Raw genomic sequence first — 20,743 nt, 5'->3', positions numbered from 1 at the left:
TTGGCCGTCGACTCGCTCCTGTCGGTGCCGGCCTCGTGGGATCGCCGCGGTGTGACGCTGCGGCCTGCGGGGCCCGGAGACGCGGCGTTCCTGCGCGACGTCTATGTCGCGGGGCGATGGAACGAAGTCGCCGTCACCGGCTGGCCGGAGGAGACGGTGCTCGCGTTCCTGCACGATCAATACCGGCTCCAGACCGCGCATTATGCAACCCATTATGCCGAGGCGGATCGGCTCGTCGTCGAGCAGGACGGCGTTCCGGCGGGCAAGCTGATCCTGTTCGACATGCAAAGCGAAACCCGAGTCGTCGACATCGGGCTGCTCCCGGCATTTCGCGGCCGCGGGATCGGCGCGCTGCTGCTCGGCTGGGTGCAGGATGCCGCACGCACGCGCGGCGCCAAGGTCAGCCTGCACGTCGAGCCGCACAACCCGGCCAAGCGGCTCTACCGTCGCCTGGGCTTCGACGTCGTCGCGTCGCGCGGCGTGTACGAACTGCTCGAATGGACCGCACCGCCCGGCGACTGTTGACGCCTGCGCGTTTCAGCAGATGACAGCCTCATACCGGAACCCTCCCTCCGGGCGCGGGCCGATACAGGCCAGGAACAACTCCAGCGGACCCAGCGCCTGATTATCGAGCGCGTAGATCGCCTGCCCGAGCATGATCGCCGCATTGTCGGATTCGAACGTCAGCGCAAAGGCCTGCGGCAGGCCGACCGGCGGCGCGTGGCGCGATGCGACTGCCGACACCAGCGTCAGCGTGTCGCGATGATCGGGATAGTCGAGCGTGAAGGCCTGGCCGACCGCCGTCTGGAAATCGTCGAGTGCGGGCAGGGAAGGCATGGCGCGGCGCTCCGGAAGGTCGGGATATGCAAGGGCTAGCCGCTATCGGCGAGTCGCAGCAACCGGCAAGCGCCCCTCTGCGCCGATAGTGCCGCGTTTCTTCGCGGTTTCGCGAAAAATGCGGATAAGGGTGCATGGGAGACTGCAACCGGCCTGCCCGGATCGTGAGGAGGGGCGCGGCGATGCGCAAAGGATTGTGGCGGGGACTGCCCTGGGACGGGATGGGGTGGGCCGCGCGATCCGGCCCCGGCCTGCCCGCATTGCGGCTGTCGGCCGCGCGGGAATGGCGCGCCGGGTTCCCATTGCTGCTGCGTCCGTTGATCGTCCTGGCCGATCGGCTGGGATGGTCGCTCGCCGCGTTCGTCCGGACTGTGCGGTTTGCGCGTGCGGTACGGATGCGCCCGCGCGCGGCGCTGCGGCTCTATGGCGATTGTCTGGCCAGCGGGGGCAGCCCGATCGAGGTGCATGTCTGGCGCGCATTGCACGGCGAACGCCACCCGCTGCCGGCGCGTTCCGCCGCGCGGCTGCTCTCCCGCCTAGGTGACCCGGCGGGCCATAAGCTGCTGGCGGACAAGCTTGCGCTGGCCGAGCGGCTCTCGGCGCACGGCATCGCCCTGCCGCCGCTGCATGCGCATATTCCCCGCGGGAGCGCCGCCACGCTCGATCTGCTGGACGATGCGGGCACGGGCGCGGGGGTGTTCGTGAAGCCCCGGCACGGGCGCGGCGGGGAGGGGGGCTTCGCCGTCACGCGCTCGGGCACGGCGTGGCACGTCGAGGGCAGGCCCGTCCCCGCGGCGCGGGTGCTCGCGCGTCTCGACCGGGTGCTCGCCCGCGACGATGCGTTGGTACAGCCGCAGCTGGTCGCCGCCGATGCCCTGGCCGACCTGGCGGTTGAGGGGCGCGCGCCGGTGCTGCGGCTCGCGACCGCGTGGCTGCCGGGCGGGGCGCCCTTCCTGCATTCGGCGCTGCTGATGCTGGTGCAGCCGGGGCAAAGCCTACGCGATTTCCTGCACGGCATGGTGTTCGCGCCGGTGGACCCCGCCACCGGGGCCGTGTCGCACGGCGTCTGCTTCGCCCGCCCACGCGATCGAGTCGAGCGGCTGGGCGCGGACGGGGCGCGGCTGGCGGGGCGGCGCATTCCGGATTTCGACGCGGCTGTCGCGCTCGCGCTGCGGGCGATGGCCGAGGTGCCGCCGCTCGCGCTGGTCCATTGGGACATCATCGTCACGCCGTCGGGCCCGATCCTGCTCGAGGGCAACAGCGCGGGCAACTGGATCCTCGCCACGCTGCCGGGTCTTGGCGGGCTGGACGGGGGCCCGTTGGCGCCGATCCTGGAGCAATGGCACGCAGCGGCGCGATTGAGGCTGGCGCGACCGCGTTCGATATAGTATCAAATGAAACCATATACACGGCGCCGGGATGTGGAGAGGAATGCATGGATAGCGAAGGACCAGAGGCCGCATCGCCCGCGATGATGCTCGGGTTCGGCAATCATTTCTCGACCGAGGCCGTGGCGGGGGCGCTGCCGGTCGGGCGCAATTCGCCGCAGCATGCGCCGTTCGGGCTCTATGCCGAGCAATTGTCCGGGACTGCGTTCACGGCGCCGCGCGCGGAGAATCGCCGCAGCTGGCTGTATCGCCTGCGCCCTGCCGCCAACCATCCCGCCTTCACGCCGCTCCACACGCCCAGCCTGTTGCGTACCGGCCCGTTCGATGAGGCGCCGGCGACGCCCAACCGGTTGCGCTGGGACCCGATGCCGATCCCGAGCGCGCCTACCGACTTTCTCGATGGCCTGGTCAGCCTGTGCGGCAATGGCGATCCGGCCACCGGGGTCGGGCTCGGAATCCATCTCTATGCCGCGAACCGCTCGATGCACCGGCGCGCCTTCTTCAACGCCGATGGCGAGCTGCTGATCGTGCCCCAGCAGGGCGGGCTGCGGGTCGTCACCGAAATGGGCCGGATCACCGCCGCGCCCGAACAGATCGTCGTCATCCCACGCGGCGTGCGCTTCCTCGTCGAACTGACGGGCGCGGACGCCCGCGGCTATGTCTGCGAGAATTACGGCGCGCCGTTCCGGCTCCCCGATCTCGGCCCGATCGGCGCCAATGGGTTGGCCAATCCGCGCGATTTCGAAACGCCGGTGGCGTGGTTCGAGGATGACGATGCGCCGTTCGAACTGGTCCAGAAATTCGGGGGCGCGCTGTGGGCCACCGAACTGCCGCACGGGCCGTTCGATGTCGTCGCGTGGCACGGCAATCTGGCGCCCTATCGCTATGATTTGCGCCGGTTCAACACGATCAACACCGTCAGTTTCGACCACCCCGATCCCTCGATCTTCACCGTGCTGACCGCGCCGACCGATACGCCGGGGACGGCCAATTGCGACTTCGTGATCTTCCCGCCGCGCTGGATGGTGGCGGAGGGCACGTTCCGCCCGCCCTGGTTCCACCGCAACGTGATGAGCGAGTTCATGGGGCTGATCCACGGCGCCTATGATGCAAAGGCCGGGGGGTTCGCGCCCGGAGGCGCCTCGCTCCACAATTGCATGGCGGGGCATGGGCCCGACAAGGCGAGCTATGACGCCGCGGTGCGCGCCGAACTGGCGCCGCACAAGATCCAGAACACGATGGCGTTCATGTTCGAAAGCCGCTTCGCGTTCCGCCCGACCCGCTTCGCCCAGGAAACGCCGCTGTGCCAGCTCGACTATGATGATTGCTGGACGGGCTTTGCCAAGGCGCGCTTGCCTGGCGCTGCGTAGCTACTCCGCGTCGGGCTGGGCATCGGGGGCAGCGGCGCGAAACGCCGGCATCGCCAGGCACGCGGCCTCGGCGGCGACCAGCCTGGGCCAGCGCAGCGCGACGCCGAAACGGCGCGCATTATAGAGCTGGGGCACCAGGAAGACGTCCGCCAGCGTCACCGTGTCGCCGAAGCAATACGGCCCGCGCCCCCCGGCGATAAGCGCGTCGCACGCGTCCAGCCCGTCCTCGATCGTCGTCGCGGCCCATAAGCTTACCTGCGCTTCGTCGAGCCCCAAAGCCCGGAGCCGCGCCAGCACTTTCAGATTCTGGACCGGATGGATGTCGCACGCGATCGCGAGGGCAAAGGCGCGGACCTTCGCGCGCGCCACCGGATCGGCGGGGAGCAGGGGCGGAGTCGGATAGACCTCGTCCAGATATTCGCAGATCGCGAGGCTCTGCGTCAGCACGTCGCCCTCGGTCTCCAGCGCGGGGAGCAGCCCCTGCGGATTGAGCGCGAGATAGCCCGGCGCGCGCTGCTCACCCTTGCGCAGGTGGTGAAAGGCGTCGGCATAGCCGAGTCCCTTCAGGTTGAGCACCGCACGCACGCGGTACGAGGCGCTCGAGCGGTAATATCCGTGGAGGATGGGGGTGTCTGCCATGGCGAGTCGATAGCATCGTTCGATCGCGCACGTCAGTCGGTTCACCCGGCGAGCATTCGGGGGTTGCAGAATCGCGTCCCGTCTGCGCAAAGCAGCGCCACACGATCCTGTCCCGCGCGGCGGATCGGGCGAAATATCCGGTCGGAAAAGCCGCAGACCGGATAATTTTCAGCAAAGCATCGCCGCCGCCGCCCCTGCCCCTATCGTTTCGGGCTCAGCATAATGGGGTCGGCAAATTGGGGCACATCACACGGGCGGTCGCGCTTTCGGCGCTGCTGGCAGCATTCGCGCAACCGGTCGCGGCACGGGCGGGGCAGGACGACACGCTGCGCGCGTGTACCGACAAGCCGGATTTCATGAATCCGCTGTTCTTTCCCTCGGTCGAACAGCTTGCGGATTCGCGGCTGACCTTCCGCCTCTGCGCGCCCGATGCACAGGCGCCGCGCGTCGTCAGTTCGGACATCGAGCAGATTCCCTCGGGCTATGACGGCAAGCCCGCCGGGCTGGAAATGACGCGCGACGCCAAGGGCTATTGGGTCGCGACGACGCCCGCGCCGGTGCTTGCGGGCACCTATGCCTATGGCTTCCGCATCGGCCAGTCGTCGGTGCTCGATCCGCAGGCGACTCAGTTTTCGGTGAACTATCGCGGCGCCAATGCGGTGTTCGAAGTCAAGGGGCCGGCGGGCGCGTTCCAGAGTTTCGACCCGGCGATCCGCCACGGCGCGGTCGCGGTGATCGACTATCCGTCGACGACGCTGGGCGAAGTCCGCCGCGCGCATGTCTACACCCCGCCTGGCTATGAGGCCGGCGGAAACCAGCGCTATCCCGTGTTGTACCTCGTGCACGGCGCGGGTGACAGCGATGACAGCTGGACCTCGCGCGGGCATGCCCAGTACATCCTCGATAACCTGATCGCCGCGGGCAAGGCGGTGCCGATGATCGTCGTGATGCCGGCGGGGCATACCGTGTTCAAGCCGGGCAGCGACCTGTTCATGAACCGCGCCTTTGGCGACGATCTGGTCAAGGATCTCGTGCCGCTGATCGACCGCAGCTATCGGACGGTCGCGACGCCCGGCAGCCGCGCGATGGCGGGGCTGTCAATGGGCGGCGCGCATACGCTCGCCTGGGGGCTGCCCAACCCGGAGACGTTCGGCCCGATCGGCGTGTTCAGCATGGGCTTCTACCTGCCCGGCCAGGAAGAGAAATATGTCGCGGCGAACGACGCGGCGCTCCGCCGTCGCGGCCAAGCCCATTGGCCGGTGCTGTTCGCGATGGGCAAGACCGATTTCCTGCACAGCGCCGTCGCGCCGACGCGCGGGCTGATGGATCGCTACGGCATCGCATATCGCTATCTGGAAACCGAAGGCGGTCACACCTGGACCAACTGGCGCGATTATCTCCGCGAATATGCGCAGGTCATCTTCAAGTAGAAAGTCGATCCAATTCCAAATGTTCGCTGGGGAGCATTGGTGAATATCCGAATAATGACGCGGTAATACTCGCTGCTCGGATAGATTGTGATCTCGGCATAGGATAAACCGGTCGAATAAAGAATAAATATCGGGCCATATTATCGTGAGATTAGAAAATAAAATCAACGGTCTAGGCAGGGACTTATCTTAATCAGAATACACAAAGGGGTGTATATATGAAATTTACAGCATCATTGTCTTCGATTGCTCTGGCAATATCGTTTCTGTCCGCCGGCAGTGCCTATGCGCAGGAAGCCGAGGAGACCGTCGCGCCGCGCGATGACGTGATCGTCGTCACCGCCCGCAAGCGCGAGGAGGACATCCTCAAGACTCCGGTCACGCTGTCGGTGCTGACCACCGAGCAGATCGAGAAGCGCTCGATCGTGTCGCTGGCCGACGTCGCGGCAGCCACGCCGGGCTTCAACATCAACAACAATTCGTCGGGCCGCGCGGATCGCACGATCCAGGCACTGATCATCCGCGGCTTCACGCCGTCGACGGTGGTGGCGACGACGGTCTCGACCTTTATCGACGGCGTCCCGGTCTCGTCGCCCAGCGCGCTCAACAGCGTCGGCGCGGCGGAGCGGATCGAAGTGCTGCGCGGGCCGCAAAGCGCCTATTTTGGTCGCAACACCTTTGCCGGCGCAGTCAACGTCGTGAACAAGATGCCCACCGGCGAATGGGCGGGCTCGGTCACCGGGATGGTCGGCACGCGCGACAATTATCGCTCGCGCATCGAACTGGAGGGGCCGATCGTCGGCGAACAGCTCACGTTTCGCGCGACCTATGACCGGTTCGGCAAGGACGGGTCGTGGATCAACGCGGCAGATGGCGGCACGCTGGGCGACCAGGAAAGCACCTCGGGCTCGCTGCTGATTGCCGCGAAGCCTGCCCCGGGGATCACCGCCAAGGTCTACGCCTCCTATTCGGCGGACCGCGACGGGGTTTCTGCCAGCACGCGCATCTCCGCCGTGGACATCAAGGATTCGGCGGGCAACGTCATCTACAAGGGCCAGTCGAACTGCACGCTGAACGGAAATCCCTTCATCTGCGGCGTCCTGCCGTCGATGGCCAATCCGGTGTCGAGCAACCGTTCGAACGACGCGCTGATTCGCAAGTTCCTGTCCAGCCCCAACGGCCGTGTCCTCGATCCTGAGGATGGCATCCAAGGCTATGGGATGAAGCGCGACTATTTCCATGTCCATGGTGCCCTGGACGTCGATCTGACCCCGCAACTCACTGCGAGCCTGCTCGCCGGCTACAATAATGAGCGCTGGAGCCAGTTCTCGGACCTGGACGGCTATGACTCCACCGGCGTGACCAATCTGTATGCGGCAACGGGATCGCGCAGCTACTTCGATTTTCCGTATCTCGGCGAGCGCATCACCAAGGATTACTCGGTCGAAGGCAGGCTATCCTATGACAGTGGTGCGCTGCGCGGGGTCGTCGGCGTCAGCCTGCTTGACGGGCGCAACCGCAGTTCGATCGGCGGCGGAAACGGGGCGCTGGGTACGACGGTGTTCGCCAATGGCGGGGGCACCGATCGCGCCAAGACGACCGGCGCGTTCTTCGGATTGACCTACGACTTCACATCGGCGCTGTCGGTCAGCCTCGAGGGGCGTTACCAGATCGACCATACCTACGCGTATAATTCAAAGGGCGGTACGCCGATCGCGGCAGGTCTGGGCAGCCTGATCGTCGATTCGGTGTACAAGAACTTCCTGCCCCGCGCGATCATCAACTATCAGGTCGACCCGAACACGATGCTCTACGCGTCGTTCGCAAAGGGCGTGAACCCAGGTACGTTCAGCACGGGCCTGATCAGCGCCGATGCCACCACGCAGGCGGTAGCCTATGCGGCGGGCATCACGCTCAAGGTCTCGCCCGAAAAAGTCGACAACTACGAACTCGGCATGAAGGGCCGCACGCTGGGCGGCGCACTGACCTATAGCCTGGCGGGCTATTATGCGAAGTGGCGCAACCAGATCAATTCGATCGTCGCCATCGTACCCGTGACCAATGCCTTCTTCTACGGTAGCGCGAATTCGGGTGCGGTCGATCTATATGGTGTGGAAGCGCAGACGTCGCTGCGGGCCAGCGATCTGGTCACGTTCGAACTGGCGGGCGCGGTCAATCTGAGCGATATCAAGGCGTTCACCAACCGTTCGCTCACCACGTTGACCGGGATCTCCGACTTTTCGGGCAATGAGCAGCCAAACAGTTCGAAATACTCCGCCTCGGGCGCGATCCAGTTGGGTGGCGACGTGAAAGGCATCGAAGATACCTCCTGGTTTAGCCGACTGGACTGGAACTTTAAATCGGGCGTGTGGTCCGATCAGGCGAACATCGTGCGGACGCCGGATCGGCATGTTTTCAACGCCCGTGTCGGCGTGACCAAGGGTAATGTCTCGCTGGAGGCGTTCGTTACCAACCTGCTGAACGACAAGAAATATGTCAGCGTCTATGACAATTTCATGTTCACGCCGACCTTTGCCTATACCGCAAACTACTCGGCGCTGCTGGTCGGATTGCCCGAACTGCGCACGGGCGGCGTGCAGGTGAAGGTCAAGTTCTGAACCTGTGAATACCACGTCCGGGGCCGCGACGGTCCCGGACCCTGGTCTGGACGATACAGGTCACGCGCTGTCGGCTGTCGCTGGCGGCGCGTGATCGTCTGACGAGAAAAGCCGCGCTCGCGAATGGCCCATTCCCGCTGCCCGGCGCATCAGGCGGCCAGCGGAGGATGCGGGATGCAAGTGACGGCAGCAATATTGCGAACGATGGGCGCGAAGCCGCCCTATGCGGAAAGCCGTCCGCTCGAGATTGCGACGATCCGGCTCGATCCGCCGGGGCCGGGCGAAGTGCTGGTGCGTATCGCCGCCGCCGGGCTGTGCCATTCCGATCTGTCGGTGATCAACGGCGACCGGCCACGCCCGATGCCGATGGCACTGGGGCATGAGGCAGCGGGCGTGGTCGCGGGGCTAGGCGCGGGCGTGCGCGATCTGGAGATTGGCGACCATGTCGTGCTGGTGTTCATGCCGAGCTGCGGGCATTGCATTCCCTGTGCGGAGGGGCGCCCGGCGTTGTGCGAACCCGGCGCCGCTGCCAATGGCGCGGGCGTGCTGACCGGAGGCGGATCGCGGCTGTCGGACGATTCGGGGGCGATCCATCATCATCTGGGGGTGTCGGCCTTTGCCGATCACGCCGTCGTCGCCCGCGAATCGCTGGTGAAGATCGACCGCGACTTGCCGCTGGCGGAGGCTGCGCTGTTCGGATGCGCGGTGCTGACCGGGGTCGGTGCCGTGGTGAACACCGCCCGGATCGCGGCGGGAAGCACCGTCGCGGTGATCGGGCTGGGCGGCGTCGGGCTGGCTGCGGTGATGGGCGCGCGTGCGGCGGGGGCCAGCCGAATATTCGCGATCGACATGTCGCCGGACAAGCTGGCGCTGGCGCTGGAGGTCGGCGCGACCGACATCGTCGATGCGCGCGACGCCGATGCGGTGGAACGGGTGCGTGCGGCTACCGGCGGCGGCGTCGATACTGCCTTTGAATTTGCGGGCGTGGTGCGCGCGCTGGAGAATGCCGTCGCGATGACCCGGCGGGGCGGGATGACGGTAACCGCGGGCCTGCCGCCGCCCGGCGCCGCGCTGCCGGTCAATGTCGTCCAGCTCGTCGCCGAGGAGCGCACGCTGAAGGGCAGCTATATCGGCACTTGCGTCCCCGTGCGCGACATCCCGCGCTACATCGCGCTGTACCGCGACGGGCGGCTGCCGGTGAACAAGCTGCTCACCGGGCGGCTGCGGCTGGAGGACATTAATGCCGGGTTTGACCGGCTCCACGACGGCAGCGCCGTGCGCCAGGTCGTCGAATTCTGAACATGCACCTCGCATCCCAAGGCAATCGCACGTGACGGTGGCCAAACTTACACGTCGTCATCCCAGCGAAGGCTGGGATCCATTTAGCCGCTCCGCTGGACGAAAGAACGCCGACGGAGCCCCGAATGGATCCTGACTTTCGTCAGGATGACGATGGGTTGTTCCCTAGGCGTTTCCTACGCTGCGCACCCGGAGACATTACGTGATCGACCCCCAATTCGCCGCCACGCTGGCGGACCCATCGCTGCTGCGCGCCGCGAACCGTATCGGCGGCGACTGGGTCGAAGTCGATCCGCAGGGCCGGTCGATCGCCGTCCATAATCCCGCAACCGGCGCGCTGGTCGGGCGGGTGCCATCGCTGGGGGCAGAGGCGGCGCGCGCCGCGATCGCTGCCGCCAAGGCCGCGCAGCCCGCATGGCGCCGCCGCACCGCCAAGGACCGCGCCACGCTCCTGCGCCGGCTGTTCGATCTGATGATGGCGCATCAGGAGGATCTGGCGCGGATCATGACTGCCGAACAGGGCAAGCCGCTGGCCGAAAGTCGGGGCGAGATCGCCTATGCCGCATCGTACATCGAATGGTTCGCGGAGGAGGGGAAGCGGGTGTACGGCGACACTATCCCCGAACATGCGCCGGGCCGGCGGATCATGGTGCGCAAGGAGCCTATCGGCGTGTTCGCGACGATCACCCCGTGGAATTTCCCGGCGGCGATGATCACGCGCAAGGCGGCGCCGGGATGGGCGGCGGGCTGTACCGGCGTGCTGCGCCCCGCCAGCGAGACGCCGTTCTCCGCGATCGCGCTGGCGGTGCTGGCGGAACGGGCAGGGTTCCCGGCGGGGGTGTGCAACGTCCTCACCGGGCCGGGCAGCGAGATCGGCGGCGAGCTCACCTCGAACCCCGATGTGCGCAAGCTGAGCTTCACCGGATCGACCGAAGTCGGCGCGCTGCTGCTCGCGCAATGTGCGCCGACGATCAAGAAGACCAGCATGGAACTGGGCGGCAATGCGCCGTTCATCGTGTTCGACGACGCCGATCTGGATGCGGCGGTACAGGGGGCGCTGGCCTCCAAATATCGCAACGCCGGCCAGACCTGCGTCTGCGCCAACCGGCTGCTGGTGCAGGACGGCGTGTATGACGTTTTTGCCGCAAAGCTGAAGGTGGCGGTCGAGGCGATGACGCTGGGCGACGGCTTTGCGGAGGGCGTGACGATCGGCCCGCTGATCGACGAGGCGGCGGTGGCGAAGGCCGAGGCGCATGTATCGGATGCGGTCGCCCATGGCGCGACCGTGCTGACCGGCGGCACCCGTGCGGACCGCGCGGGCACGTTCTTCCAGCCCACGATCCTGACCGACGTGCCGACCGACGCGCTGATCTTCCGCGAGGAGACCTTCGCGCCGGTCGCCCCGCTGTTCCGCTTCCACGACGAGGCAGAGGCGATCGCGATGGCGAACGACACCCCGTTCGGCCTCGCCTCCTATTTCTACGCGCGCGACATCGGCCGGATCGTCCGCGTGTCCGAAGCGCTGGAGTACGGAATCGTCGGCATCAACGAAGGCCTGATCTCGACCGAAGTCGCGCCGTTCGGTGGGATCAAGGCGTCGGGGCTGGGGCGCGAGGGGTCGAAATACGGGATCGAGGACTATCTGGAGCTGAAATATCTGTGTCTGGGTGGGTTGGACGCCTGATCTATCCGCCACGCGGATAGTCCGCCCGCGAACGCTCTCGCGACTCCCCTGCGCGCGTGTCTAAAGGGCGCTGGCGCTTGTGGGGATGGGTATGGACGGCATCGTTACGCGGCGGTCGGTGATCGGGGCCATGGCGGCGGGGGCAGTCGTGCTGCCGCACCTCGCCTGGTCCGCACCGGCGACCATCGAGCTCAAGACCGCCGGCGGGCGTGCCGTGTCGGTGTCGCACTGGCAGCCAAAGGGTCGCCACCGGGGCATTATCCTGTTCTCGCACGGCGCGGCCTCGGCCCCTTGGAAATATGAACGACTGATCCAGCCCTGGGCCGACCGCGGCTGGGAGGTGTTTGCGCCGCTCCACGTCGATTCGACCGATCACCCCGATACCAAGGCGTTTCCGGGCCTGAAGAGCTGGGCCGCGCGGGTCGAGGATATGCGGCTGCTGTCCGAGAAGCTGGCGCGCGGCGACTATGTCGCGGCGGGGCACAGCTATGGCGGGCTGACCGCGCTGACGCTGGGCGGTGCGGCGGCGGTGGTGCCGGAGGGGGTGGCGGGCCCGCTCGCCGATCCGCGCGCACGGTCGGTGCTCGCTTTCTCCCCCCCGCCGCCGCTGCCCGGCCTGATCAGCGCCGAGGGCTATGCCGCGCTCAAGGTGCCGGCGCTGATCCAGACGGGCACGATGGACCTGTGGCCGGCAGCCCCGCCGGGGCCGGATGCGTGGCGCGGCCACCTTGCCGCCTTTGATGCCGCTCCCGCCGGTCGCGACCGGTATGCGCTCGTGCTGGAGGGGGTCGATCATTATTTCGGCGGCGCGATCTGCCGCCCCGAACTCCCCGGCCCGCCCCAACTCGCCCAGCTTGCGCAGGCAAGCGCGCTCTCGTTGCGCTTCCTCGATGCGTTCCAGCGTCGCGATCCGGCGGCACGGCGCGCACTCGACGCCGCGCGCGCCGATGCGGGGGTGGTCGTCTTGCAGTCGAAATAGCCGCATCAAGCCACTATCCGGCAGTCGGACAGTCGCGCCACCCTGCTGGCAGCGCCGCCGCGACTGACGCCAATTCATGCCTAGAGACATTTTCGGGAGCCGAGCAATGAACGACCTGCTGATCACCCGCCGCCAGGGCCTGGGGCTCGCCGCCGCCGCTGCGGGCACGGTCGCCGCGCCAGCCTTCGCGACCGCGCCGGCCCAGAAAATTCCGTTCCTCACCAAGGTCGACTTCAAGGACCCCAAATGGAACCGCGACACCTTCGCGCGGCTGGAGGGCGACCTCGATCCGACCAAGGAAAAAATCGGCTGGATCAAGGGCCGCGCCGTCGGCGTCCGCGAGAATGAGCGCGTCCGCCCGCTGTTCGACGTCGAGGGGTTCAGCGTCGTCCGGCTCAAGCAGCTGGAGGACGGAAGCTGGCGCAAGCTGCTGCGCGAGATCGTGTTCTATCGCGACATCCAGACCGGCAAGATCATGGACAGCTGGCAGAATCCCTACACCAACGAAACCGTGAAGGTGGTGCCGATCGCCAATGATCCGTTCAACTTCACGATCGGCGAATTCGCGCCCGAGCCCCCCTCTTATGGCGGGCTCAACAAGGACAAGCCGCCGCGCCGCCCGCTGCTGCTCGATTGGGATACCGCGCCCAACAACATGATCCTGCTCAAGACCGCGATCGACCTGTTCTACCCCAACGCGCTCAACCCCGCGAAATGGGTGCGCGAATCCTCGGGCGCGATGAACCGCGTCTCGGAATATTTCACTTACTATATCGACCGCGCCGACATCGAGAATCCCAGGCTCACGCACATCCCTCATGTCGGCGCATGGAGCCGGATCACCCCCTGGCTGCCCTGGATGCTGATGGGCGCGGCGCCCGGGCATATCAGCTATGTGTGCAGCTATGGATCGATGGAGGAGGGCATTCGCGGCCTTGCGCCCGACCTGGTCGCCGCCGCGCGTGCGATGGACGAGAAATGGCTCCACGCCCCGACCGAGGATTACGGCCCGTCGCTGTCGAGCCTCGAAAACTATGCCCGCCAGCAGACCCCGGCGCCGGTGCCTGCAGGCTGGGCCCCGCCACAGCCGCCCGCGCCGATCACGCTGCCAGCCAAGTAAAGGGAAACGACATGCCGAACATCGGACGACGCGGGGCATTGGGCCTGTTGGGCGCGGGCGCAGTCATCGGGGCGGCGCCTGCCGCCGCGCTGGTGGGGAAGGGCCGCAAACTTGACTTCGCGGCGCCCGAGGATCGCTTCCTCGCCTATATCCGGATGCGTGGGTCGCTCGATGAGCGGCTGGTGGTCAGCTATATCAGCGGCAGCTATTTCGGCGTCGTCGGGTCGGAGGTCACCCCGCTCTGGGACGTGATCGGGGTCACCTTCACGCGGTGGAAGCGGCGCGCCGATGGCGGGTTCGACGCAGTGACCGGGGAAATCGCGCATTTCCTCGATCCGAAGACGGGCGAGGCGCCCGGCCAGTTCCTGATCCCCTATACCGGCAAGACCGTCACCGATCCGCGCACCAACCTGCCGCCCAACCGCATCATCGTGACGCCGACGCTGCATATGGAAGTGCCGCGGATGATGCCGGGCGCCGTGATGGACCACGACATCCGCACCCCCGAAGTGCGCGGCGACGATGTCTGGTTCACCGAAGTCAGCCGCGTGACCTTCCCCGCGCCCGGCGGCGGCGAACCGTTCCGCTATAGCGAGGCGATCACGATGCACGCGCATCTGAGCGACCTCGAAAAGCCCGACCTGCCGCGCGTGCCGTGCGAGGCCAATTTCACCAATGTCGTCGCATGGCGGCCCTGGATGCAGATGGGCGACCATCCCGGCCATCTGATGGCGATCGGCAGCGGGCGTTTCGGCGTGACCATGGACCTGCTCCCGGATCGCTGGACCAGGGCGACGCGGGAGAAATGGCCGAACGTGCTGGAGAATCCTGGCGCGCTGCTCGATCCGGTGTGGAAGACGCTCTGATACGAGCGTGCGAACGCAAAAGGGGCCGCCCGGTACACCCAGGCGGCCCCTTTTCTGTAACTTGCAACAGTCATCCTGACGAAAGTCAGGATCCATTCGGGACTCCGTTCGCAGCAGGAGCCCGGCTACTATAGGCCGGCGATCCCGGCTTTCGCCGGGACGACGTGATTCAGAGGAGGCGGGCCGCGCACACGGCCTGCCTTCAGAACTTGATCAGCACCTTCCCGACATGCGTGCCCGCATGGAGGTAGCGATACGCCTCCAGCGCCTCGTCAAAGCCGAACACGCGGTCGATCACCGGCTGGAGACCATTGACCTCGATGGCGCGCACCAGCCGCGCCAGCATCGCGCGGCTGCCCTCGGCGATCCCGGCGATCACCAAATTCTTGCCGATGATCGCCCCGAAATTGGGCAGCCCTTCCTTCGCCTGCCCCGCCAGTGCGCCGATCAGCGCAATGCGGCCATTGACTGCCGCCGCGTCGATCGACTGGCGCAGCGTCGCCTGTCCGGCGGTATCGACGACGATGTCCGCGCCTCCGCCCCCCGTCGCCTCCAGCAGCGCGGCTTCCCAGTCTGGCCGGGTGCGATAGTTGATGCAGATGTCGGCGCCCAGCGAGCGGGCCAATTCCAGCTTCTCGTCGCTCGACGACGTGATCGCCACGCGCGCGCCGTGCATCTTCGCGATCTGGAGCGCGAAGATCGATACCCCGCCGGTGCCCAGCGCCAGCACCGTGTCGCCGGCCTTGACCTTGCCCACTTCGACCACCGCGTTCCACGCGGTCAGCGCCGAGGAGGATAGTGGCGCGACCTGCATGTCGGTCAGCGCGTCGGGCACTGCGATCAGCGCGGCGGCGGGGACGCGCACCTGCTCGGCCAGCCAGCCGTCATGGGTGATTCCCACATCATGCTGGAACGCGCCCCGATGAAACGCGCCGTCCAACCACGTCACGAAATGCGGTGCGACCACGCGCGTTCCCGGCGCGAGCCCGGTGACGCCTTCGCCCAGCGACAGGATTTCGCCCATCCCCTCGGATACCGGGGTGCGGTCCTCGGGGCGGCGCGCGCCATAGGTGCCGTTGAGCACCAGCATGTCGCGATGATTAAGGCACACCATCCGCACCTTCACGATCGCCTCGCCCGGACCGGCCACCAGATCGGGCTTGGTCGACAGGTGCAGCGAATCGAGGCCGGTTTGCGGCCCGATCTTATAGGCTTTCACATCTCACTCCAGTCTTGGTGGCGGGTTACGGCTTCGACTGCGGCACCGGGCGCTTTTGGCCGGGCTTCCACGCGATGCCGTCGATCAACAGGTTGGGGACCACGCTATTGTCCCATTCCGCGCTCTGCGGCGGGTTGTCGCCGATCCGCAGCGCGACAAGGTTGGCGGCGCGCGAGATATAGACGACCTGGTTCGAATTGCCGTCGAACAGGAACAGGTCCTTGTCGCGATAAGGGGCCGAATGCAGCACCTGCGGCCCCGGCTTGCCCGGAGCGCCGAATCCGCGCCGTTCGGCATAGGGGCCGGCGACCCACACGCCCATGCCGTAATGCGGGTTCTGCGGGGTGCCGCGGGCCATCGCATCGACATAGCCCTTGGGCAGCAATCGCTTGCCGTTCGCCACGCCGTCGTTGAGCAACAGCACGCCCAGCCGCAGCCAGCTTTCGGCGGGCAGCGTCATGCAACAGCCCGAATGCGCGAGCCCGCCGGGGCGATCGACCCAGATTTCGCCGCCCATCGCGCCGATCGGCTGGAGAATCTCCTTGCCGACAAAGTCGCCATAGCGGACGCCGGTCGCGCGCTCGATCACCAGCGCGACCAGTTCCGAGACGGCGTTGGAATAGCCGTAATAGCTGCCCGGCGCGTGCGTCAGCGGATAATTATGGACGATTTCCCAGCCATGGTCGGGATCGATATAGGCGCGGTTGAGCGGGTGGTCCGGATCGGCACTGACATTCTGTTCCAGAAAGCCCGAACGCATGTCGAGCAGATGGCGCAGCTTCATCGCCGCCTTGGGCGTGCCGCGCCATTCGGGGATGAAGTCGGTCAGCGGCTGATCCACCGACTTGATCTTGCCCAGCGCGATCGCGCGCCCGACCGCAATCGCCGTGATCGGCTTGGACAGCGATTTGGAGACGATCTGCGTCTCGCGGTTGCCGCCCTTGAAATAATCGGCGCGCTCGATCCTGCCGTTTCGCCACACCAGGAACGCGCGCGCATTGCTCGCGGCGGCATAGGCCGATGCCGTGTCTAGTGCCGCCGCGGCGATGGTGCGCTTGGCGGGGGCCGCGAGGGGCAGCGGGGCCGCAGGCGCGGCGCCCTTGATCGGCTCCATCGGCGCATAGCTGGTCATCACGCCGCGGTCGCGCATCAGCGCGTCGAAGCGCGCCTTGTACAGCGCTTCCCATTCGGGCGTGGTGCTGGGATTGCGATGCGGCGCGTCGGCTTTGGCCTCCTGCGCGCGCGCCGGCGCGGCGGCGATCGGCGCGGCCAATCCGGCGAGCATGCCCGCGTAGAGCGAAAGACGCCTCCGCATTTTCTTCATATCGGGCGCTCCCTGGAAAACCTGTCGGCATAGCTGTGGCTTGGCCGTCATCTTCAAGACAGGGCAACGCAAACGGCTATCCGCCACGCGATCAAAGGCGAAACAGGCGCGCATCCCCGACCGAATCTGGGGTCCGATACCCCTCGTGACCGGCAGGAGCGCGATGCGCAAGGCGCGACGGCGCCATCCTCTAGTCACCAAAAATGTCAGTTGCTTGACGGTCGCACCGATAGAGGCGGCGCACGGACGAGCGACATGCGATCAGCTCAATTCAAGGGGAAGACAATGCGGTTTGCAGCAAGCAGGTTCAAATATGCGTCTTTGGCGGGGTTGATCCTTGTGGCCGGGATGTCATCCGGCGCCGCATCGGCGCGCGCGGGCGATCCCACCGACCCCGATACCGCCCAGGCCCAGCAAGCGACGCCGTCCGACGAAATCGTCGTGACCGCGCGCCGCCGCGAGGAAAGCGTCCAGACCGTGCCGATCGCGATCACCGCGCTGACCGCGGCGGATCTGGCCGAGCGCAATATCACCAGCCTGAGCGACCTGACCAATTCGACTCCCGGCGTGGCGATCACGACGATTTCGGGCGGCACGCTGACCAACATCTATATCCGCGGCCAGGCACCGGCGAACACCACCAACGATCTCAATGTCGAGGCCAATGTCGGCGTGTTCATCGACGACATCTACCAGACCAGCCGCAACACGATCGACCTGTTGTCGGTGCTCGACGTCGGCCAGATCGAAATCGCCAAGGGGCCGCAGAGCGCGTTGTTCGGGCGTTCGACCTTTGCCGGCGCGATGTCGATCTCGACTCGCCGCCCGTCGGACCAGCTCGAAGGCAATGTCCAGGCGACCGTCGGCGTCGACCAGGATTACCGCATCCGCGGATCGGTGTCGGCGCCGATCACCGATAGGCTCGCGGTGCGCGTCGCCGGGGGCTATGTGACCTATGACGGCTTTGGCGAGAATAGCGGCGATCCCGGCGACAATCTGAACGGGACGAAGAAATACGCCTTCACCGGATCGCTAGTGTTCCGCCCCACCGCCGAATTCACGGCACGGCTCTCGGGCTTCGTGTCGCATTCGGAGACCGAGCTTTCGTCGGTGACGCCGCTCGCGCTGGGCGCGTTCAATTGCGGTTCGGTCAACGCCGCGACCGGGCTGCGCACGATGTATTGCGGCGAATTGAACGCCAACAAGGTCAGCTCGACCACTGCCAATGCCCCCAATACCGTGGCGGATGCGCGCCAGATCGCGCTCAACCTCAACTGGGTGCATAATGGCGTATCGGTGACGAGCATCACCGGCTTCACCGAAGCCGAGAACCGCACCTATAACGACTATGACATGACTGCCGGCGGCACGCTGTTCGGCGTCTGCACGCTGGGCGCGGCGTGCGCGCCATCGGGTGCCTATAGCCGGCTGACCCGCGTCAACCTGCTCAGTTCGAACCGCGAGCGCGTGCGTACGTTCAGCCAGGAACTGCGGCTCCAGTCGGACACGCGCTCGCCCTTCCAGTGGATTTTCGGCGGCAGCTATTTCAACTCGCGCATCCCGCTGGCCGGGCTGGGGATTGCAGCCGACCGCACCGGCCTGGCCGCGAACGAGCGGCTGGTGCAGGTGAGCCAGATCACCACCCCCGCCGCAACCGGCGTCGGCGCCTATGACTATACCGCGAACCCGTTCCTTTCGAGCAGCCTGAGCAATTCGCTCTACAGCAGCTATTCGGCGGCGAGCACCGAGACGATGTCGGTGTTCGGCTCGCTGGCATATCGGCTGGGTAGCGTCCGGGTGACCGCGGAGGGTCGCTACAATATCGATCGCAAGCGTGCCCAGCTATATTCGGTATCCAATCCGCTGAGCCAGCCGGGCGTCAACCAGTCGATCGACGGAACCAGCGTGCCGGCGGCGGGCGCCTTCCCGGTTGCCAGCACGCCGTTTGCGCGGACCTTCGAAAGCTTCACGCCGCGCTTCACCGTCGATTTCCAGGCGACCGACCAGATATTCTTCTACGCCACGGCGGCGAAGGGGGTGCGTTCGGGCGGGTTCAACACCGCCAACCCGGTCAGCGCGACCGGCATTCTGGCCGACGAGGTCGCCTATGACGAAGAGACCAACTGGACGTACGAAGCCGGCGTAAAGAGCCATTTGTTCAACCGGGCGCTGCTGTTCAATGCGTCGGTATTCCATGTCGACTGGACCAATGCGCAGGTCTCGGCCTTCACGCTCAATCCCACCGCGGTGAATCCGACGCGGATCGTGCGCAATGCGGGGGACATCAAGACGACGGGCGCCGAGGCGCAGGCCGAAGTGACGCTGTCCGATTATTTCAAGTTCGGCGGCAGCGTCGTCTATTCGGACCCCAAGTTCCAGGCGGGCGCCTATGACGGCTCGATCATCACCCAGTGCGTGATCGGCACCGGGGCGAGCGCCACGGCGGCGCCGGGTTGTCCCGACGTGATCCTGGTGACGACCCCGACGGGCACTCGCGCCGTGACCTCGCTGGAGGGCAAGCGGCCGCAGCGTGCGGTGAAGCTGTCGTGGAACGTCCATGCAGGGGTCGAAGTGCCGCTGTCGGGCGACTGGCGCCTGGCCGCCCGCGGCGACGTGTCGTACACCGGCGATGCGCCGTACAACCTGCCGAACACCGCCTATTTCGGCGAACGCACCCTCACCAGCGGCCGGATCGCGATCGAGAACGACCGGTACAGCGTCGCGCTGTGGGCCAACAACATCTTCGACGTGACCTACGCCGTAAACGCCATCGGCCAGCCGCGCGCCGGCGTGCCGTTCGCGTTCAGCGTGCCCGAAATCTACCTGGGCGAAGGGCGCCGGGTCGGGCTGACGGTCGGCGCGAAATTCTAAAGAGCCGCGTGCGGCGGGGGGTCGGGAAACCGGCCCCCTTTTTTGTGTGAAGGAACTCGCAAATGCTATTCGATTCGATGCAGAACGCCGTTTCCCGGCGGGGCGCGCTGGGCGGACTTGCCGGTCTGGGCGGACTGGGCGCGATGGCGGGAATCGCGCCCGCTTTTGCTGCGCAATCGGCGCGCAATCCCAATATCCGCCCGCTCGACGTGATGGACCCGCGCGAGAACCTGTACGGCTTTGCCAAGCTGTGGGGCACGATTGGCCCCAAGGCTGTGAAATCGGGCTATTACGGCATCCAATACGCGATCGTCGGATCGAAGCGCGCGATGCCGGTGTTCGGCTATTACGGCTTCGGCAACAACCGCAACATCATCCAGCCCGACGGATCGGTGAAGGTGCTGGGCAAGGAATGCGGCTATTTCACCGACCTGCGCACCGGCGAGATCATCGATTACTGGGACAATCCCTGGACCGGCGAGCGCGTCGAGGTGTTCCCGTTTCTCAACGATCGCTGGCGCGGCACGCTGGGGCTGGAGCAGAAGGTGTTCAAGGTCGGCGACAGCGAGACGGTCAACAACGCCGCGGCCAAGGGCGCACCGTTCCGGCTGCCGTGGAACCGCGTCGGCGACCAGTATCTGCTGGGATGGGACTATGCCCATGAATATACCAACCCGGTGACGCCGGAGGGCTGGCCCAAGGCATCGAGCGGCCCGCGCGCGAACCCGTCCGAACATTTCGTGATCTTCACCCCCGCCGACGAGATCGACGACCGGTCGCTGCATTCGGCGCGGTTTCATGCGGGCTTCACGCGCCAGGGGCCGTGGTGGCCGTGGATGAAGATGGGGCAGAGCGGGGTGCAGGGCGTGCTGATGGGGCGGATGTTCAGCTACAAGATCACCGGCACGGTCGACGACATCCCCAAGGTGGTGCTGAAGCGCGTCGAGCGCGACCGGCCCGACCTGTTGGAAGAGCCGACCGACGGCCCGGACGAAGGCGTGCGCGGCACGCTGGAAGCCTATGCCGAGGAAGTCCCGCCCGAAACGCCAGGCTATGTCTCGCCGCTCGCGCAGCGACGCAAGGCGGCGAAGGAATAGCA

The 20,743-nt window shown here is 66.4% G+C and carries 16 protein-coding genes; 12 read left to right on the top strand and 4 right to left on the bottom strand.

What is annotated here, in order from left to right; all coding sequences use genetic code 11:
• Positions 1-24 precede the first annotated feature (24 nt).
• Positions 25-525 (top strand): GNAT family N-acetyltransferase, encoded by a 501-nt coding sequence (locus TS85_RS15105; RefSeq protein WP_162184730.1) that lies wholly within the window; start codon positions 25-27, stop codon positions 523-525.
• A 12-nt stretch (positions 526-537) separates the two neighbouring features.
• On the opposite strand, the gene TS85_RS15100 is transcribed toward TS85_RS15105, so the two are convergent.
• Positions 538-837: a DUF6916 family protein gene (locus TS85_RS15100; protein ID WP_044333298.1), complete on the bottom strand. Its 300-nt coding sequence runs from the start codon at positions 835-837 to the stop codon at positions 538-540.
• Between the two features lie 182 nt (positions 838-1,019).
• Here TS85_RS15100 and TS85_RS15095 point away from each other — a divergent pair, with 182 nt between their 5' ends.
• Together TS85_RS15095 and hmgA are read left to right on the top strand one after the other, a co-directional pair.
• Positions 1,020-2,225, top strand: coding sequence for a sugar-transfer associated ATP-grasp domain-containing protein (locus tag TS85_RS15095; protein WP_162184729.1), 1,206 nt, complete (start codon positions 1,020-1,022; stop codon positions 2,223-2,225).
• 86 nt (positions 2,226-2,311) lie between these two features.
• Complete coding sequence (gene hmgA / locus TS85_RS15090) at positions 2,312-3,595, top strand: homogentisate 1,2-dioxygenase (protein ID WP_077228858.1); 1,284 nt, start codon at positions 2,312-2,314, stop codon at positions 3,593-3,595.
• Here hmgA and maiA read toward each other — a convergent pair whose 3' ends face one another.
• Positions 3,596-4,234: a maleylacetoacetate isomerase gene (gene maiA / locus TS85_RS15085; protein ID WP_044333295.1), complete on the bottom strand. Its 639-nt coding sequence runs from the start codon at positions 4,232-4,234 to the stop codon at positions 3,596-3,598.
• Positions 4,235-4,470: 236 nt separating this feature from the next.
• Between maiA and TS85_RS15080 the strand changes: the two genes are divergently transcribed.
• The 7 genes from TS85_RS15080 to TS85_RS15050 all read left to right on the top strand — a co-directional run bounded on the left by TS85_RS15080 (position 4,471) and on the right by TS85_RS15050 (position 14,230).
• The gene (locus tag TS85_RS15080; protein WP_227698510.1) at positions 4,471-5,664 is read left to right on the top strand and encodes an alpha/beta hydrolase-fold protein; all 1,194 of its coding nucleotides are present in this window, start codon (positions 4,471-4,473) and stop codon (positions 5,662-5,664) included.
• A 236-nt stretch (positions 5,665-5,900) separates the two neighbouring features.
• On the top strand, positions 5,901-8,282 hold the full coding sequence (locus TS85_RS15075) for a TonB-dependent receptor (RefSeq protein WP_162184728.1): 2,382 nt from the start codon (positions 5,901-5,903) through the stop codon (positions 8,280-8,282).
• Positions 8,283-8,486: 204 nt separating this feature from the next.
• Positions 8,487-9,581 (top strand): zinc-dependent alcohol dehydrogenase family protein, encoded by a 1,095-nt coding sequence (locus tag TS85_RS15070; protein WP_227698509.1) that lies wholly within the window; start codon positions 8,487-8,489, stop codon positions 9,579-9,581.
• Between the two features lie 205 nt (positions 9,582-9,786).
• A complete protein-coding gene (locus TS85_RS15065; RefSeq protein WP_155006601.1) occupies positions 9,787-11,265 on the top strand; it encodes an NAD-dependent succinate-semialdehyde dehydrogenase in 1,479 nt (492 codons plus the stop codon).
• A gap of 91 nt (positions 11,266-11,356) precedes the next feature.
• Positions 11,357-12,244: an alpha/beta hydrolase family protein gene (locus tag TS85_RS15060; RefSeq protein ID WP_162184727.1), complete on the top strand. Its 888-nt coding sequence runs from the start codon at positions 11,357-11,359 to the stop codon at positions 12,242-12,244.
• A gap of 106 nt (positions 12,245-12,350) precedes the next feature.
• Positions 12,351-13,364 (top strand): DUF1838 family protein, encoded by a 1,014-nt coding sequence (locus tag TS85_RS15055; protein WP_044333289.1) that lies wholly within the window; start codon positions 12,351-12,353, stop codon positions 13,362-13,364.
• Positions 13,365-13,375: 11 nt separating this feature from the next.
• Positions 13,376-14,230, top strand: coding sequence for a DUF1838 family protein (locus TS85_RS15050; protein ID WP_077228638.1), 855 nt, complete (start codon positions 13,376-13,378; stop codon positions 14,228-14,230).
• A 202-nt stretch (positions 14,231-14,432) separates the two neighbouring features.
• On the opposite strand, the gene TS85_RS15045 is transcribed toward TS85_RS15050, so the two are convergent.
• A complete protein-coding gene (locus TS85_RS15045; RefSeq protein WP_044333287.1) occupies positions 14,433-15,449 on the bottom strand; it encodes a zinc-dependent alcohol dehydrogenase family protein in 1,017 nt (338 codons plus the stop codon).
• Positions 15,450-15,474: 25 nt separating this feature from the next.
• Positions 15,475-16,764: a serine hydrolase domain-containing protein gene (locus tag TS85_RS15040; RefSeq protein ID WP_162184726.1), complete on the bottom strand. Its 1,290-nt coding sequence runs from the start codon at positions 16,762-16,764 to the stop codon at positions 15,475-15,477.
• Between the two features lie 357 nt (positions 16,765-17,121).
• Here TS85_RS15040 and TS85_RS15035 point away from each other — a divergent pair, with 357 nt between their 5' ends.
• Both TS85_RS15035 and TS85_RS15030 read left to right on the top strand, forming a co-directional pair.
• Positions 17,122-19,644 carry a TonB-dependent receptor gene (locus tag TS85_RS15035; protein ID WP_162184725.1) on the top strand — a complete coding sequence of 841 codons (2,523 nt, stop codon included), beginning with the start codon at positions 17,122-17,124 and terminating at the stop codon, positions 19,642-19,644.
• A gap of 62 nt (positions 19,645-19,706) precedes the next feature.
• Positions 19,707-20,741 (top strand): DUF1838 family protein, encoded by a 1,035-nt coding sequence (locus tag TS85_RS15030; protein ID WP_044333283.1) that lies wholly within the window; start codon positions 19,707-19,709, stop codon positions 20,739-20,741.
• Positions 20,742-20,743: the final 2 nt, after the last annotated feature.

Source organism: Sphingomonas hengshuiensis (genome assembly GCF_000935025.1).
Classification (GTDB): domain Bacteria; phylum Pseudomonadota; class Alphaproteobacteria; order Sphingomonadales; family Sphingomonadaceae; genus Sphingomonas; species Sphingomonas hengshuiensis.
This window is presented reverse-complemented; position numbering and strand designations above follow the sequence as displayed.